13 protein-coding genes are annotated in these 17,156 nt (G+C 55.3%); 7 read left to right on the top strand and 6 right to left on the bottom strand.

Annotation, left to right across the window (positions count from 1 at the left end):
* Nucleotides 1–61 precede the first annotated feature (61 nt).
* The 3 genes from ESZ00_RS09560 to ESZ00_RS09550 all read right to left on the bottom strand — a co-directional run bounded on the left by ESZ00_RS09560 (nucleotide 62) and on the right by ESZ00_RS09550 (nucleotide 6,038).
* Nucleotides 62–1,351, bottom strand: coding sequence for an MFS transporter (locus ESZ00_RS09560; RefSeq protein WP_129208050.1), 1,290 nt, complete (start codon nucleotides 1,349–1,351; stop codon nucleotides 62–64).
* The gene (locus ESZ00_RS09555) at nucleotides 1,348–2,148 is read right to left on the bottom strand and encodes a 4Fe-4S dicluster domain-containing protein (RefSeq protein WP_229741161.1); all 801 of its coding nucleotides are present in this window, start codon (nucleotides 2,146–2,148) and stop codon (nucleotides 1,348–1,350) included. Before ESZ00_RS09555 ends, ESZ00_RS09560 begins: the two co-directional genes overlap by 4 nt.
* Nucleotides 2,149–2,471: 323 nt before the next feature.
* Nucleotides 2,472–6,038, bottom strand: a complete 3,567-nt coding sequence (locus tag ESZ00_RS09550; RefSeq protein ID WP_129208048.1) for a carboxypeptidase-like regulatory domain-containing protein — start codon at nucleotides 6,036–6,038, stop codon at nucleotides 2,472–2,474.
* Nucleotides 6,039–6,699: 661 nt separating this feature from the next.
* Between ESZ00_RS09550 and ESZ00_RS09545 the strand changes: the two genes are divergently transcribed.
* The gene (locus ESZ00_RS09545) at nucleotides 6,700–7,059 is read left to right on the top strand and encodes a PadR family transcriptional regulator (protein WP_129208047.1); all 360 of its coding nucleotides are present in this window, start codon (nucleotides 6,700–6,702) and stop codon (nucleotides 7,057–7,059) included.
* Nucleotides 7,056–9,695, top strand: coding sequence for an ABC transporter permease (locus ESZ00_RS09540; protein ID WP_129208046.1), 2,640 nt, complete (start codon nucleotides 7,056–7,058; stop codon nucleotides 9,693–9,695). The genes ESZ00_RS09545 and ESZ00_RS09540 overlap by 4 nt, the downstream gene beginning before the upstream one ends.
* Before the next feature lie 67 nt (nucleotides 9,696–9,762).
* Here ESZ00_RS09540 and ESZ00_RS09535 read toward each other — a convergent pair whose 3' ends face one another.
* Together ESZ00_RS09535 and ESZ00_RS09530 are read right to left on the bottom strand one after the other, a co-directional pair.
* Entirely contained in the window at nucleotides 9,763–10,479 is a 717-nt protein-coding gene (locus ESZ00_RS09535; RefSeq protein WP_129208045.1) for a UTRA domain-containing protein, read from the bottom strand.
* The gene (locus ESZ00_RS09530; protein ID WP_129208044.1) at nucleotides 10,479–11,834 is read right to left on the bottom strand and encodes a formimidoylglutamate deiminase; all 1,356 of its coding nucleotides are present in this window, start codon (nucleotides 11,832–11,834) and stop codon (nucleotides 10,479–10,481) included. The genes ESZ00_RS09535 and ESZ00_RS09530 overlap by 1 nt, the downstream gene beginning before the upstream one ends.
* Nucleotides 11,835–11,896: 62 nt before the next feature.
* On the opposite strand from ESZ00_RS09530, the gene hutI reads away from it, so the two are divergent.
* From hutI to ESZ00_RS20475, 5 genes are read left to right on the top strand one after another with little or no spacing between them, the layout of a single operon-like run.
* Nucleotides 11,897–13,105, top strand: a complete 1,209-nt coding sequence (hutI, locus tag ESZ00_RS09525) for an imidazolonepropionase (protein WP_129208043.1) — start codon at nucleotides 11,897–11,899, stop codon at nucleotides 13,103–13,105.
* Nucleotides 13,098–13,985, top strand: coding sequence for an N-formylglutamate deformylase (hutG, locus tag ESZ00_RS09520; protein WP_204520188.1), 888 nt, complete (start codon nucleotides 13,098–13,100; stop codon nucleotides 13,983–13,985). Before hutI ends, hutG begins: the two co-directional genes overlap by 8 nt.
* Entirely contained in the window at nucleotides 13,972–15,654 is a 1,683-nt protein-coding gene (hutU, locus tag ESZ00_RS09515; protein ID WP_129208042.1) for a urocanate hydratase, read from the top strand. The genes hutG and hutU overlap by 14 nt, the downstream gene beginning before the upstream one ends.
* Before the next feature lie 36 nt (nucleotides 15,655–15,690).
* The gene (locus ESZ00_RS09510; RefSeq protein ID WP_164981432.1) at nucleotides 15,691–15,945 is read left to right on the top strand and encodes a transposase; all 255 of its coding nucleotides are present in this window, start codon (nucleotides 15,691–15,693) and stop codon (nucleotides 15,943–15,945) included.
* Nucleotides 15,946–15,957: 12 nt separating this feature from the next.
* Complete coding sequence (locus tag ESZ00_RS20475) at nucleotides 15,958–16,095, top strand: transposase (protein ID WP_129208890.1); 138 nt, start codon at nucleotides 15,958–15,960, stop codon at nucleotides 16,093–16,095.
* Between the two features lie 273 nt (nucleotides 16,096–16,368).
* On the opposite strand, the gene ESZ00_RS09500 is transcribed toward ESZ00_RS20475, so the two are convergent.
* Nucleotides 16,369–17,156: outer membrane beta-barrel protein (locus ESZ00_RS09500; RefSeq protein ID WP_476749591.1), on the bottom strand; the 788-nt coding region annotated here is incomplete at its 5' end.

Genomic DNA, 17,156 nt, shown 5'->3' with positions numbered 1-17,156 from the left:
ATGCGGTGACAGAGCGCACACGCGCCTCCATCTTCCAATAGATTTGCTCATGGACGAGGGCCTAGTTTTCCTGACCTGTAGCGGCAAGCCGCCAATTGGCCGAAGCAGCGTCTTCGATGTGCTCGAATGGTGCGTCTTTCGTTGGAGCAAGAAACAGGCTGAATAAAACCGCGAGCATCGCTACCCCCGCCAGTCCCACGATGAAGATAGGGAGATATGCGCCTGCCCGATCGTAGAGATGTCCGATCGTCATCGGACCGGTGGCTCCGCCAATGGCATACGCGGTCCAAGTAAAGCCGTAGAGCACGGAGAAGTGTTTACGTCCAAAATAGCGTGAGAGCAGATACGGCGCGACATCGGCTTCGCTGCCAAGGCCCGCACCCAGTAGAGCAGCTCCGATAAGCGAGATGGACGGAGTCTTCGCGTAAGCAAGAATCAGAGTCCCAAAAGCAGAAAGCAAAAGAATGAAGGTCTGGATCCGCTGCGCCGGGAAACGATCGAGAAGTATTCCCGCAAAGAGCCTGCCAATGATGCCGCAGCCGCCTCGCACGGAAAGTGCCAGGGCCGCAACAGAAGCGGTGATGCCATGCTCGGTGAGAATGGCTGCGAGGTTCGTGACAAGTCCGTTCTCACTGAACGCCGACAGCATGATGATGATGGCCAAAATCCAGAAGGGCCAGCTGCGAAAGGCTGCTCCTATGGTTGCGCCCGAATCTGCATTTTCATTCCGATGCTGTATAGGGTGTGGCCGATTGCGCACCAACAGTGCCGTCAATGGAATGCCGAGCAGTGCGATACCACCCAGCGTAAGATAGGCATCGCGCCATCCGTGATTCTGAATAACCCATTGCGTCAGCGGAGGAATGATGAACGCCCCGACTCCACTACCCGTGAGTATCAATGCAAGAGCCAGACCGCGCCGGCGATCGAACCATGTCAGCACCGTCCGGGTATAAGCAAACTGTGCCGTGCCATTGGCTACAAGGCCCAGGATGAAAAAAGTGAAGTAAAAGCGCGCGATGCCTGGACCCAAGCGACTCAACGAAGCCAGCGCTGCCGAAAAGATGACGATTGCCGGTAACAGAATGCGCCGCGGAGGGAACCGGTCAAGAAGCAGGCCGATCAGCGGCGAAACGCACGCGACGGTCATTGCGGCAAGTGCGAAGGCTGTGCCCATCGCCTGGCGCTTCCAGCCAAAGGCTGCATGCAATGGATTGAGAAAGAGACTGAAGGTATAAGGGATGATGGGAGCGAAGCTCACCATCACGCCAGCAAAGGCGGCGGCGGTCACTCCCCAGCCGGCGTATCGGATGGAGTTCTCGCTCACGGACCGGGATAATTCTTCGCTCATCTGCTCTGCTCAATCTTTTCTGGTTCGAGTTGGCGCAGCCGCCGCTCCATCGTGGCAAGCAGCTTTGGTCGCGCTGTCGGACGCGTCCAGGGGCACTCTGCAATGCAAATACCGCAGGATGCGGCCTCAGCAAAGTACGGAATGCATTTGTCGAAGTCCACATACCATCGCTCAACGCCGCGCACCATTTGCTTTTGCGGAACAATGGCACCGGGAGGGCAGGCATTGGTACAAACCTGGCAGGTAGCACAGAACTCATCGGCGCCGAAGTGATCCGGAAAATCGGCCACAAGAGGCATATCGGTGGCGATTCCCGCAAGACGCACACCTGCGCCGAAATACCGGCTGATCAGCGAGCCATGCTTGCCGAGCTCACCAAGACCGGCGGCGATGGCGGGAGGAATGAGTGCCAGCGCCCCTGCGGAGGGTCCGGGATACGGGCTGGCGTTGTAGCCTTGCGAGCGAATCCAGTTTGAGAGCGCGTAAGAGGAGCGCGTGCCCTTCGCATACTGATCGCCGACATCACAGACTCCGACGCCATTCGTCTCGTCGGAAGGAACTTCCCTGAGGCGTTCGTAATTGTGCGCAAGACCGAGCACGATGACCCAGGGCTCCTCAACGCTGTAGCCCTCAAAAACATAGAGCGGGTCCATTGGAGCGATGCCCACGTCATCGGCCTCGTGGGCAAGAGCGAACTGCTTCAATTGAGCAGAAAGCTGCTCCGGCGTGGCCTGGGTCTTTGTCGCCGCAACTTCAACCAGTTCAGGATAGTTATAGGCAGCCTGAAACGCATCCATGGAACCCGGACACTTGCGCGAGTTTTCACGTGCGATGATTTGCAAACCACCCCATGGATGCTTGTCTGGCGGATGCCAAAAGAAGGGAGAAGGCCTGCGTAGAGTAGCCTCTCCAAGGCCATTGATAGGATTGCCGGACACTCCGAGTTGAGCCAGCGTCTCCGGCTTTGGCCTGTAAGTCCCGCGCTTTGGACGCCTTGGGTTCACTGGTGTACTCACGTGTTTCTCATCTGCCATGAAGGGATTGCGTCGGAGTATAGGACCGCAGAAATCCCTCTGATATCCATCAAAAGATGGATATCAGGGGCGACCGGACGGCAGGGTTAGAAGTAAAACTTTCCGGCAAGTTGAATGGCGCGTCCGGGCTGCGGATCGCCGCCGGCATTGATAGGCTGATCGACCGAGGTCACAACGCCGAAGACCGTGGAGCCGGCTCCGTAGTTGCCGCTTGGGTTCGCAAAGTTCGCATGATTGAATGCGTTATAAGCCTCCAGACGAAGCTGGATATACCGCGTGCTGTCATGCTCGCCGAGTGGAATATTTTTATAGACCTCAAAATTCGAGTAGTTGAATCCAGGACCATGGAAGAAGTTCCGCTTCACATTTCCGAAGGTCCCGATCGGTTCCTGAGAAAAGGTTGCGGTGTTGAACCAGAAATGCCCAGCATTTCTCGGATTCAACGTCTTGATGCGAAAGGTGGACGTGTCGGGCACATCGGGGCAGTTCACAAAGCTGAACTGATCACAATAGAGCGAGTTATAGACACCTCCATCGTAAACGGTGACGGGGAACCCGTTTTGTACAGCCGTGATGCCTGAGAAGTGCCAGCCAGAAAGGATCGAGCGGACTGGTGCTACGCTCTGCAAACTACGCCAGGTCGGAATTTCATAGTTGTAGACGCCCACCAGTCGCTGGCGTGCGTCATAGGCGGAGTCACCATAGCTCAGATATTCGAAGCCCGGAACATAGTTAGATCCGTATCCATTCGCTACGGAGTCTTCGAGGCTCGAAGCATTATCGAGCGCGTGACTGTAGGTATAAGCGAGCGAGAAATAAAGTCCGTGTGTCGGAGCCTTCACCAGCGATACCTGGAGCGAGTGATAGCTGGAAAAGCCACTGGTGTGCATGCCGCCGATCGAGAAATAGTAGGGCTCGCCATTGGGGAGCACACCCGGGATCTGAGAGCCCGGCACCACACCTGGCTGCAGCTTTTCGCCCGGGAAGTAAATAGATTGTGAGCCGATCAGCTGCAGGCAGGTGAAAGTGCGTCCGCCCAGGTCAATTGGCGCGCCCGCGCCCGTGCCGTTGAGGCAGTCGTCGTGTCCCTGCTGCGTGAGCGGATCGCCTTCACGCGCCCGCGCCAGGCTTCTTCCAAGCGATCCGACATAACCCACTGTCAGTACCATGTTGCTTGGCAATGCGCGCTGCACATTCAGGTTGAAGTTGTAAGTGTATGGAACGTCGAAGTCCGCGGTGAGATTGTCCATGCCCAGCGGATAGAGAGACGCGAAGCTCACATCCGAACCGGGCTTCGGTACAGAATATGGAAATGGATTCGCCGTATAGGAAGCGCCTGGAGTACCAGCGATATCTGCGAAGGGATTTGCGAAGCCAGGGTTGCCACCTAATCCAGACGCGCCGACACTGCTGAGAGAAAATGGCGGATCATTCGAGTTCTCCTGCGCTCCTTCGGCCTGTACGCGATTCCAATAGACGCCGAAGCCGCCGCGCACCACAAAAGTTCCTTGTCCATGCGCTCCGAAGATGGATTGAGGACCATTCATCGGTGACCATGCAAATCCGACACGGGGTGAAAAGTGGTTCCAGTGAGTCGTGGGTCCACCGTTACGATTGCAGCCCTGGTCGCCGGGATACAGTGTTCCCGGAGGCGCTCCAGGAAAAACCTTCGACTGCACGTCAGTCGGGAACCAGCAGGTGACGCCCACGCCGTCGTACTGCAGATTCTCGTATGGCGTTTCCACCTCGTAGCCGAGTCCATAAGCCAGGCTCAAGGTGCTTGTGGCCTTCCAGTGATCCTGAGCATAGGCATAGTACTGGGAAGCTCGGATATCCACGAAAAAACCTGACCCCTGATTGTAAGTTGCAGGGATTCCGAGCAGAAAATCGGCTGCGGGATCGCCCGTGCTGTAGGTAGCCGAACTGTTGAACGTGTATGCGCCGCTGTTATTCGTGTAATACGGATTGCTGATGATGAACCGCTCCGTATTCACTCCGAACTTGAGGTCGTGACGTCCGGTAACTTTGCTAAAGTTATCGAAGTATGTGTAATTCTCGTCCTTCCTTGGTTGAGGCCCGTTCGTGCTGAAGCCCAGTGCGAAGTAGCCATTCACATTCATGAAGGGCAGTGTAGCGGCCGCTTCATTCTGAGGCACAATATTGAAGCCGAACGAGGACGGTGCGGCCAGCGTTGAGGTTGCAGGCTCCAGAGCCTTGTAATTGAAACGGAAATATCCAGCGCGAAGCTCATTCAGAGTGGTGCTATTAAAAATGTGCGTCCATGAAGCATTGAAGATCTTCGTGTGTGAAGAGTTATTCGCTGCAAAGCCTGGCAATGTAGCGCCAGTTCCTGTGGCTTCGGTTGACGGCAGCGGGAGCGTGTCCATCGCGGGATTCGAATCGAAGATCGTCGATGCCCACAGAGAGTCTTTTGAAGTCAACTGATCGTCGATGCGAATGATCCCCTGGTCATCTGCGGCTGTATTTGGCGCATTGAAGTTGTAGTAACTTGTGCCGGCGGCTGTGTAGTTCGCAGTAGGCACATATCGATTCATCAGCGTATTTGCAATCGAGTCGAAGTCTGCCGCTGGAATGTGCCCATCAGGGAAGCAGGTATTCCACGGAGTGCCCGCCGGACAATAGCCCGTAGTGCCATTCAACCCCGCAGGAAACGGAATAGGCTTGCTTGAAAGTTGCGGCACATCGTTTGAGAAGTCTCCCAGTCGCTGGGCACTTGAGAAGACCGGTGTCAGCTGCGTCTGCGCTGTGCGGTTTCGCAACCCCTGGTAAGCCACAAAAAAGAACGCGTGATGCTTCAGAATCGGGCCACCAAGTGTCCCCCCGAAGACATTTTGGTGGAATGGTGGCCGCGTAGCTGAGAAGTAGTTGCCATTGTTCAGGAACGTATCCCGATAGAACTCAAAGCCGCTGCCATGAAATTGATCTGTACCACTCTTCAATGCTTCGTCTACGATGGCGCCCGAGTTGCGACTGAACTCTGGATCGAGTGTGCTGGAGATGACGTTGATTTCAGCCAGCGCATCGGGATTCACTGTAATGCCCGGCTGGTTCAGCAGGAAGTCGTTAATGTCGGTGCCATCGAGCAGATAAGAGTTCTCCTGCGTCTGGCTTCCATTTGTAGAGAAGGTGGCTTCGCGATCCGAAGCCTCCATCACACCTGGCGCTGTCTTCTGCAGCTGAACGGCGTCACGGCCTAACGTTGGTAGCTCCTCGAGCTCACGGGCGCCGATCACGTTCTTCAGCTGAATATCTGAAGACTCAACCTGCACGTTCTGAGCGTTCACCTGAATCGTTTGCGACGAGGCTCCGATCTGTAGTTGAGCATCGACCTCCCGTGCAGAGCTCAGATCAAGCATGATGCCGGTAACGATGAAGCGTTGAAATCCTATTGCATCTACAGCGATCGAATATGGGCCGCCGATATGGAGCTGTGGAAAGAGAAAATAGCCTTTGCTATCCGTCTTTTGGCTCATGGCAATGCCGGTGCTGATATTGATCGCTGTTACCAGAGCATTCGGCAATACAGCCCCTTTGGGATCAATCACTGTGCCATGAATGGATGCATTTGTAGCTTGTCCATAGCTGCTACGGTTTGCTCCTGAAAAACCAAGCATGAGAAGGAAAATACTCATCCATATTGCAGAGATACGAAGTTTCACGAGACCTCCGAAAAGCGTTTCCGTGCTCTCGCGCCTGATTGTGAATGCAGACCTCTGGCGCTGATGTTTTGTGAGGGGGGACCATTCTTTCTACGATTTATTCCGGATGCCGTTCAGGAGCGCATCAGAGACAGAGCATCTCTAGCGATCGTGGCGGATAAACGCGCCTGAACAAACGTAGGGGAGGGCCTTTGATCTGCGCTGGAAATCATCGTTGAAAGCTGCGGCAATAATCGAGACAGGCAGGCGCAGATGTCATCCGCCATAAGGATGAGCCTAATGTCCACCGAGAGGTACCTCGTGATCTAAATAAACTGGAGAGATACCGTATCGCTTACGCACTTTTTGAGGGCATTGCTAATGCGTCAGGTCTATCTTGCGCATGGAGGCTGCTCTCCTGCGTAAAAAGAACATAAGCTACCCTGCCGCAAGCTCGTTCTGAAGCTCCCGGATCTTGATCACGCAAATACGCGCTTCTCAACAGCCTCAGTTCTACCCCTTCAAGAAGAAACCGCAAGGCCACAACTTACTCGATGGCCTCAAGAGAATTTCATGGTGAAGCTTCGAGGGTGCTTTGATGGCGTTCGATTTCTCCCCTTGACATTCTACCTGTGCAGGCCTATTGTCACCTAGAATGTCTACTAAAGAAGAACAAGAGAAGATTGAGCTGCTGCAAGGAACCCTGGACCTCCTGATTCTCAGGACCTTGCAACTCGGACCATTGCACGGCCACGCCATTGCGAAGGCGATCGAGTATCGCTCGGACGAAGTGCTTCAGGTTGAGCAGGGATCGCTCTATCCGGCTCTGCACCGGCTCATCAAGCGGAGATGGATCTCTGTCGAAGAGGGCACATCGGAGAACAACCGCCGCGCCAAGTTTTATGCGCTCACGGCACTTGGCAAGAAGCAGCTGAGAATTGAAACCAGCAAGTGGGAAAAACTGGCCGCGGCGATTGCTCAGATCCTCCGGCCGGCGGATGAGGAGGGCCGATGATGCGTCGCAAACAGATGTTGAAACTGCTCGATGAAGAGATTCTCGAACATCTCGAACGCGAGACACAGGACAACATCGATCGCGGCATGCCTCCAGAAAGTGCCCGTTATGCGGCTTTGCGCAAATTCGGCAATGTCACACGCGTTAAGGAGCAGACGCACGAGGTCTGGAGCCTGACATGGCTGGAACAGTTCCTGCAGGACATCCGCTTTGGTGTGCGCACCCTGAGTCATAGTCCCAGTCTCACGATTGCTGCCGTGCTGGCTATCGCTCTTGGTGTCGGAATGAACGTTGGGATTTTCTCCGTGATCAACGGACTGGCTCTCAGGCTGCTCCCCATTCCACGTGCTCAAGAAGTGCTGAGCATCAGCCAGGTTATCCAGTTTCACGATCACGGGACTCGCTTCGTACACAACAACGGAGGTTACTTTTCCTGGTCTGAATATCGTGACTACCGCGATCACAATCACACCTTATCCGGCATCGCGGCTTACGAGCCTTATGTGGAAGCGACACTGGCAGGCGGGAGTGCGCACCGGATCATGGGTTCCCTTGCTTCGTGCAATTATTTCGACGTGCTGCAGGAACACCCTACACTGGGGCGGGGCTTTGTCGAAGCCGACTGCACAGCACGGGAAAGCAACGGCGTCGTGGTGCTCAGTGAGTCAATGTGGCGCAATCAGTTCGCAGCAGACCCGGCACTTATCGGCAAGCCGATCATTCTCAATCGAACACCCTTTACCGTCATCGGCATTGCGCGCTCGGGGTTTATCGGTACGGATCTGATACCAAGTGATTTCTGGGTTCCTGTCACCATGCAGACTGCGCTTGAACCGGGGGAGAACCGTCTTGCAAATGACAACATGAGTTGGTTGGCGCTGCTTGGACGTATGCGCCCCAGCTCTACTCTCGACGAAGTGCGCGCCGAACTGAATGTCATCGCCCAGCGCATCAATCGCCAGTATCCGGGCAGAACGATCTCGCTCGTCATCCACACGGCACGGTTCTTTTCCAGTCCGGAAGAGCGTCAAGTCCTTATCCCGGTTTCGTCTGTCATCCTTGCAGCATTCGCTCTTGTGCTACTCATCGCTTGCACCAATGTCAGCAACCTTCTTCTGGCGCGCGCTTCGATGAGGCAGAGAGAAATGGCATTGCGCCTGTCTCTGGGAGCAGGCCGAGGCCGTCTCATCCGTCAACTGCTCACAGAGAGCCTGCTGCTTTCACTCGCCGGCGGCGTCCTCGGCTCGATCATCGCCTGCTGCCTGTTTCCGGGGCTCACGCGTTTTGTAACGAGTCATCTGCCGAGTGACTTTCCTGTGGTTTCCATCAATGTTGCGCCCGATTTGCATGTGCTCATGTATGCCCTTTTGCTCACAGTTTGCACGGGCATTGCATTCGGTCTGGTTCCAGCCCTGCATAGCACGCGCACCGATCTGAATGGCAGCATGAAGAGTGACGGCGCTTATGCGGTTTCAGGAAAAAGAAGCAGCCGGCTCCTTTTGAAAACGCTGGTCAGCTCGCAGGTGGCCGTCTGCATGGTGTTGCTATTGGCTGCGGGCTTGCTCTTGCGCGGACTCTACTATGCACAGACCGTCGATCCCGGTTTTGAGATGAACGGTGTGGCGACATCTGTCTTGGATCTAAAGTCTCAGGGATACGATCAGCCGCAGGCAACACAGTTCATGATGCAATTCACAGAGAGACTTCGCAGCATTCCTGGCGTCACCGAGGTTGCGCAGGCCGAGTCTGCGCCTCTGGCACACGACTTTAGTGTCGACCACTTCACTCTGCCCGGCCACTCGGATCAAATTCCGATCGAATACAACGAAGTAACGCCAAGCTACTTTTCTCTCTTAAGAATGCCCATCATACGCGGGCGTAATTTCACATCGTCAGAAACACAAAGCTCCCCCGGCGTCATTGTTACGGAATCGACGGCACGACAGCTCTGGCCGCAGCAGGACCCACTTGGCAAAGTTCTGCGGGAGGGGAACGGCCACGTGCATACCGTAATTGGCGTTGTGCGGGACGCACAGGTGTCACACCTGGGAGAGTCCACTTCAAACTATCTCTATTACCCGTTCAGTCCCGAATACGATGGACACGGCTCTGTGCTGGTTCGTTATGCCGCGGATTTCAGCGACACAGCAAGGAGCATGACCACGGCCGCGCATGCCATCGATAGAAATGCTGCTGTCGATGTCACGAGGTTGAGTGATTATCTTGAAGTCTGGCGCACACCTTCACGCATTGTCGCCGGTCTTGCCAGCAGCCTGGGCGCGTTGGCTCTTCTCCTGTGCTCCATCGGCGTATACGGTATGGTGTCCTTCAGTGTCAGCCGTTCCATACGGGAGATCGGTATTCGCCTGGCTCTCGGCGCGGACAAAAAAGCAATCATGCGGCATGTGCTTTGGCAGGCCATGAAACCGGTGCTTATCGGTGGAGCAGCAGGTGTGATTCTGTGCAGCATGATCTCAAGCGTGCTTGCCAGCATGATGTTTGGCATTGGGGCCCATGACCCCGTCGCATTTGTTTCCGTGCCGTGCTTTCTGCTTGGTATCGCCGTCCTAGCAACCCTCATCCCGGCACGCCGGGCCATGGATGTGGATCCTTCGATCACCTTGCGATGTGAGTGACATGAGTGAAGGTTCTGTTATGCAGTATGCTGCGCTCTCTGCAAGAAGATGCCATCCCGCATGCTGGCTATCGGGAGGAGCCAACGCCGAAATGTCCGGTCAGGCTAAACGCCGAACCGTTATAAACCTGCCGGACATACGTGATCGGCAGCGTCTCGCGCCAGGTTTTCCGCTCCACCACAAAGCATGCAGCCCCAAATGGAATATCCAGCAACGGCGCTTCAGTCATTGAGGCAGCGGTGGAGCTCAATCTGGTTTCCGACTGAGTCCAGGGAATATGTTGGAGAAGCCAGGTTCCCGGTGAAACCTTCGTAAAATCCACGTCTTCAATCTCTGGAACGGATGCGAGGCTGATGATCCGTTCCTCTGTTACTAGAGGTTGATGATCTACGATATGAATCCCCGACAAAGCGAGCAACTGCCCGTTCTGACCCAATGCAGCTTCAATACCATTGCGCTTCCGGGCAGTTCGAACCTCCCTCCGCAGCAGGCGAAAAGAATAATATTGCCCTTTTGCAACAGCGTCTGTCTGCACGTCCGGGATGGCAAGCATCGTCGGATGCATGATGGGACGGCTAACGAAAGAACCCGCTTTCTTGCGTCTCTCAATCAGCCCTGCAGCAACCAAAGAAGAGATTGCCTTGTTCACTGTCATCCGCGAGCAACCATACTCTTCCATCAGTTCGCGCTCGACGGGAATGCGCGCTCCCGGGGACAGCGCTCCGGATAAGATACGGGACTCAAGCTCCGACCGAATTGTCTCGGAGATACTGGCGATAGGCATCAGACAATTTTAGCGATGGCATCGCGATACCGAGCCAGGATGTTCTCGCGTTCGATATGCGCACCATCACTCACCACCTTGCAGCCCGCCCGCCAGACACAGCTTACCGGTCGATTCGAAGACGAGAAGAGAAATGAGTCGAGGATCTGATCGTTCTTTTTACCTGCTAAAGAAGGATGTTTTGCATCGAGCGACACGATATCGGCGAAAGAACCCTCTGCCAGGCCAGATCCAATACCAAGCGCTTGTGATCCACCACTCAAGGCTGATCGATAGAGTGTTCCGCCGTTAGAAGAACCTTCGCCGCGGCAGAGAACATTCCTCGATCGGGTTATCAGCCGTTGCGTGTACTCCAGCGTTCTGAGCTCGTCCGCAACCCCGATCAAGACATTTGAGTCCGTGCCTATACCCATGCGTCCATCATGCAAAAAAGATGGCGTAGGGAATATGCCATCTCCCAGGTTTGCCTCTGTAACCGGACAAAGTCCGGCAACCGCTCCCGATCGGGCAAGCCCAGTGATTTCTTGAGACGTCATGTGGATGGCATGAATGATGCACCAGCGCTCGTCGACCGGTGCATGCTCAAGAAGCCATTCGACAGGCCGTTGCCCCGACCACCGGAGACAGTCCTCTACCTCCTGCGTCTGCTCGGCGGCATGAATATGAATGGGGCCATCTTGCGCAAGTGGAACGATGACTGCGAGCTCTTCAGGAGATACGGCACGAAGAGAATGAGGAGCGACGCCAACGACTGCACCGGCTAAGCGATGCGCCAACTTTCGCGTGTCATCCAGTAAACGGCTGTATTCCTCCAGAGTAAGCAGAAAAGGACGCTGGCCCGTTAGAGGTGCTTTCCCTCCACAATTTGAGTGGGCATAGAACGAAGGGAGAAGCGTCAGTCCAATGCCCGTCTTGGAGGCGGCCGCACAAATGGCCGCGATCATATCTATTGGCACCGTTTGACTGAAATGGGTTGGGCGGTGGAAGTAATGGAATTCCCCGACATGGGTAAAACCACTTTCCAGCATCTCCATGTACGCGAGGGCCGCGACCGCTTGGAATTCCCCTGGACCTAGCCGTCCCACGAATCGATACATCACCTCGCGCCACGTCCAGAAGTTATCGTGCGCCGGTCCCCTCGTCTCCGTGAGCCCGGCCATCCCACGCTGGAAAGCATGCGAGTGGACATTGGGCATGCCTGGAATTCCAATAGCATGCCGCTCGTCACCACTACTTGGATCGACGTCTCGCATGACCTCGACGATTCGCCCTTCGTGCATGCGAAGTGAAACCCGTGCTGCCCATCCTTCCGGAAGCAGCGCTTGCTCGAAGTAAAGAGAATGCGGCTCTATCATGAAGAATTCCTAGACTACAGCGTCTTAAATAATGTATAGACATTATCATGCCTTCGATACCCATGGCTTCCTCGTGTGAAACCGTCTGGCGCGATGCCCGCCTCCTGACCATGCGCGACGGACGATTCGGGTTGATCGAGGACGGTGTCATCGCATGCAGAGCCAGAAAGATTCTTTACGCCGGGCCAGCGAATAGAGCCCCAAAATTTGAAGCAGAAAAGATCGTTTCCTGTGATGGTCGGCTCATCACTCCCGGACTCATCGATCCCCACACTCATCTCATATTCGGCGGCTCCAGGGCTCACGAGTTCGAACTGAGACGTGCAGGAAAATCGTATCGGGAAATCGCCGAAGCCGGTGGCGGCATCTGGTCGACGGTCTGTGCAACACGCGAAGCGAGCGATGCTGCACTGCTGAAGTCTGCCCTGGTACGACTGGACTCCTTGATTGCCGAAGGCGTCACGACGATCGAGGTGAAATCCGGGTATGGACTTTCACTCGAGCAGGAACTGCGATTGCTTCGTCTTGGCCGTCAGCTTGAACAGGAGCGAAACGTAAAAATTTCTACGACACTGCTGGCTGCACACGTCGTCCCCTACGAGTACAAAGCAGACCCTGATCGATATGTCTCGCTGATCTGTGACGAGATCATTCCTGCTGCTGTCACAGCTGGACTTGTCGATGCGGTCGATGTCTTCTGCGAGTCGATTGCGTTTAGTCTCGCTCAGAGCGAGATGATCTTTCGACGAGCTCGTGAGGTTGGACTCCCCGTCAAAGTACATGCAGAACAACTCACGACGGGCCATGGTGCAGCCTTGGCTGCGCGGTTCGGCGCACTCTCGGCTGACCATTTGGAGTACCTCGACGAAAGCGGAATCCAGGCCATGGCTGCGAACCACACCGTGGCCACGCTTCTTCCTGGAGCTTTTTATTTCTTGCGTGAAACACAGGTGCCCCCGGTCGAAGCCTTGCGGAAGGCAGGCATTCCAATCGCCCTTGCAACGGACTGTAATCCTGGCACCTCTCCACTTTCTTCCCTCCTGACCGTCCTGAACCTGGCTGCTGTTCTCTTTCGCATGTCTGCCGAAGAGTGCATTGCCGGAGTAACGTGCCATGCAGCGCGAGCACTCGGATTGCAAGACTCCCATGGGTCGCTGGAGGAGGGTAAGGTCTGCGACCTCGCTATTTGGAATGTCTCCAACCCGGCAGAGCTTGTCTACAACCTTGGACTGAATCCACTGCATACCCGCGTGAGGGCCGGCCATGAATGAAGTCGCCGGATTGCTGATGGAATATCCAGATTGGCTCCACGTTCATCGCGGAGATGCGCCGCTAATCGTCAGCATTTCCCATGCCGGGACGCAGCTCCCCGCTTGCTATCGATCATCGTTCGTTTCACAGTGGCTGGCACGCAAAGACGTGGACTGGTGGCTGGAAAAGCTCTATGACTTTGTTCACCAGGAGTTAGGCGCTACTGTGGTTCGTACAGAAATCTGTCGATCGATCATTGACGTCAACCGCGATCCATCGGGAGCTTCTCTCTATCCAGGACAGGCAACGACCGAGCTTTGCCCCAGCACTACATTCGATGGAGAAGCTCTCTATCTTGTGGGAGAAGAACCCACGCCTGACAAGATTACACAGAGAACGAAAGAGTACTTCGAACCCTATCACCGGACATTGCGAATGGAGATCGATCGCCTTCAGGCGCAACATGCGAATGTCGTGCTCTACGATGCGCACTCGATTCGAAGCCGTATCCCGCGGCTTTTCTCCGGAGAATTGCCGCACTTGAATCTTGGAACCAACGACGGTCAGACCTGCGATGCAGGGCTTCAACAACGGCTCACACAAACAGCTGCCAACTCCGGCTTTTCGCATGTGGAGAATGGCCGCTTCAAAGGCGGATGGATTACACGGCATTACGGTTCGCCGTCAGATGGCGTCCATGCCGTACAAATGGAGATCGCATGCCGTTCGTACATGCGCGATCCCGATGTAATACGAGAAGACGAATGGCCGACGCCCTACTTGCCCGCGAGCGCACAACGGCTGCGCGAAATACTACGAGTTTTATTGAGCGACTGTTTGCAATTTGCGGAGTTAAGTAATCAAAAGCCTGCAGCGAGGGATCACCATGCCACCCACTAAGCAAATGAGAAGAATCGTTCCGCAGACAGGCAATACGCTTTCCGCCCGCAGCTGGCTCTGCGAAGCTCCACTGCGCATGCTTCAGAACAACCTCCATCCTGATGTTGCCGAACGTCCTGAGGAGCTGGTGGTATACGGAGGCATTGGCCGCGCAGCCCGGGATTGGGAGAGCTTCGACAAAATCGTCGAGACATTGAAGAGACTGGCCGATGACGAAACGCTTCTCATTCAATCAGGAAAGCCGGTGGGCGTCTTCAGAACTCATGCCGATGCTCCGCGTGTTCTAATCGCAAACTCCAACCTTGTTCCCCACTGGGCGACCTGGGAACACTTCCAGGAACTCGACCGCAAGGGATTGATGATGTACGGCCAGATGACGGCCGGCTCATGGATCTATATCGGGTCGCAAGGAATCGTACAGGGAACCTACGAGACGTTCGTTGAAATGGGCCGCCAGCACTATCAAGGTAACCTTCTGGGGCGTTGGATTCTGACTGCCGGGTTAGGCGGCATGGGTGGCGCTCAACCCCTTGCTGCCGTCATGGCCGGAGCATCTTGCCTGGCAATCGAATGCCAGTGGTCACGCATCGAGATGAGGCTCCGGACCGGATATCTGGACAGAGCAACGAAAGACCTCGATGAAGCCCTGCGCATCATCGAAGAATCAAGCCGCGAGAGAAAGCCGACTTCGGTGGGGCTTTGCGGAAACGCAGCCGAGATTCTTCCCGAACTCCTCCGGCGCGGAATCCGCCCGGATATTGTGACGGATCAAACATCCGCTCACGATCCAGCCAATGGATATCTGCCACTGGGCTGGACGATCGAGGCATGGGAGCAGAAGCGCCAAAGCAGCCCCGCAGAAGTTGCCGCCGCGGCGCGTTCGTCCATCGCAATTCACGTTCGCGCCATGGTCGAGTTTCATCGGTTGGGCATCCCGACCGTGGACTACGGCAACAACATTCGTCAGGTTGCAAAGGATGAGGGCGTGGAGGATGCGTTCTCCTTCCCCGGTTTTGTGCCTGCATATATTCGACCGCTCTTTTGCCGGGGCATTGGTCCATTTCGCTGGGTGGCCTTGTCCGACGACCCGGAAGATATCTATCGAACCGACCAAAAGGTAAAAGAACTCCTTCCTGACCATACAAACCTTCACCGTTGGCTTGATCTCGCCAGAACAAAAATCCGTTTTCAGGGTCTGCCAGCGCGCATTTGCTGGGTGGGCCTGGGAGACCGGCACCGCCTGGGTCTGGCCTTTAATGAGATGGTCGCCAATGGAGAGCTCAAAGCTCCAGTCGTCATTGGAAGAGACCATCTTGATTCGGGTTCGGTCGCCAGCCCCAATCGCGAGACAGAGGCGATGCAGGATGGCTCCGACGCCGTTTCCGACTGGCCTCTTCTCAACGCACTTCTGAACACCGCATCGGGTGCAACCTGGGTATCCATCCATCATGGAGGTGGAGTGGGTATGGGCTATTCACAACACGCCGGTGTGGTCATCGTGTGCGATGGAACAGAAGCTGCAGCCCGCCGCATCGAACGCGTCTTGTGGAATGACCCGGCTACCGGTGTCATGCGTCATGCCGACGCCGGATATGAAGAGGCAATTCGGTGCGCCGCCGAGCGGGGGCTCGATCTGCCTTCCATCGCTCCATATAAGCCAAAGGGGTAATCATTGCCGATCTGCATAGTTTCAGGCTCAGCTTCGTTGAAGCACAAAATCCATCTACTCGCCGATGGGCTTGGACGCCCTCTAGGCTTCCTGTTGACCGGCGGCGAACGAAACGACTATACCCAGGCCCTGACCTTGCTCGGGGACCTTCGACCCAAGGCGGTTCTGGCCGACAAGGGTTATGATATGAACTACATCCTCGACCATCTCGCCGAACAAAACATCGAAGCCATCATCCCACCCAGTAAACGGCGACTGACTCAACGCGACTTCAATCGCACCTTATACTGAACGCGAAACCGCATCGAACGAACCTTCGCCCACCTCAAGCAATTCAGAAGACTCAGCACTCGCTTTGATAAACTCAAGCAAAATTTTCACGCCACCGTCGCCATCGCTTGTGCCCGGAGATGGCTCTCTCAATATGTCGACACGCCCTAGGCCGTTGGTTCGAACCCGATCACTTGTCGGCATCGCCATATCCGACATCTCTGAACCACTTCGGGCGCCCACTGAGTACTAATTGGGCTATCCCTTGCTGCACTAAGGACGTGTTCCAATAGTTTCCCGGCTGGCATTTTCATTCAGTTCTGACTTCCAGGGAGTCTTTCACATCGGTAACAGGGGTTCGAATCCCGTCGGGACACCGAATGGGCTCTTAGTTCTCTTCGCTACCAGTACCGCATTGGCCCTTGTTGATCGATACCCAGATAATCAGAAACTCAAGCGTCCTGAGAACTCCATCATTCTCTGATCTCCTGACCCGATGACCTGGCCGAATGTCCCTCCGCTGGCTCCACTCCAGGTGGAGTTGACGATCGTGTTGGGGTGGTTGAATACGTTGAACGCCTCCACTCTGAGCTTCGCAATCACTTTCTCGGTGATCGGGAAGTTCTTATCGGCAGCTACGTTGAAAGTCACGTCCTTCGGTCCGCGGACCACACCTGGAGAGGCGTTACCGAAATAGCCGAATGCCGGAGATTGAAATGCGTTGGGGTTGATAAACGTAGTTCCCGTTCCTGGCTTGCCGCTCCCTGTCGAGTTGGCAGGTCCCACCAGATTTGGATGTGTAGCCAGACCAACGTCGGAAACACTTACTGCCGGGTTCAACGCAAAGCCGCTTTCTGCCACTGCCAGACCAGATGTACCCCATCCACTCAGCACTTCCCTTCTGAATATGCTGTCGCTGTGCAGGAAGAACGGCAACTGATAGGCCCACACCGAGGTAAAGACATGCCGGCGGTCAAAGTCGGGCGCGCCATAGTCACCGCGCAGATTATGCGGGTTCTGAGGACTCGCAGCCTCGTCATAGCCTATGCCTGCTCCGTTTGTTCCTGGATTGCCGGGCTGGACATTCGTCAAGTATTTGCTCCAGGTATAGGCCGCATTCAGCTTGGTCTGCCCGGCTTGATCTGTACCAGTTGTAATCATAGGAACTGGGTACAAGGAGCTGGCTATGGCGAGGAAGCGGCATACCCCTGAGCAGGTTGTGAACCTACTCC

It is taken from the genome of Silvibacterium dinghuense (assembly GCF_004123295.1).
In the GTDB taxonomy this organism is placed as follows: domain Bacteria; phylum Acidobacteriota; class Terriglobia; order Terriglobales; family Acidobacteriaceae; genus Silvibacterium; species Silvibacterium dinghuense.
The sequence above is the reverse complement of the archived record's forward strand: the minus strand, read 5'-3'. Positions and strand labels throughout refer to the sequence as shown.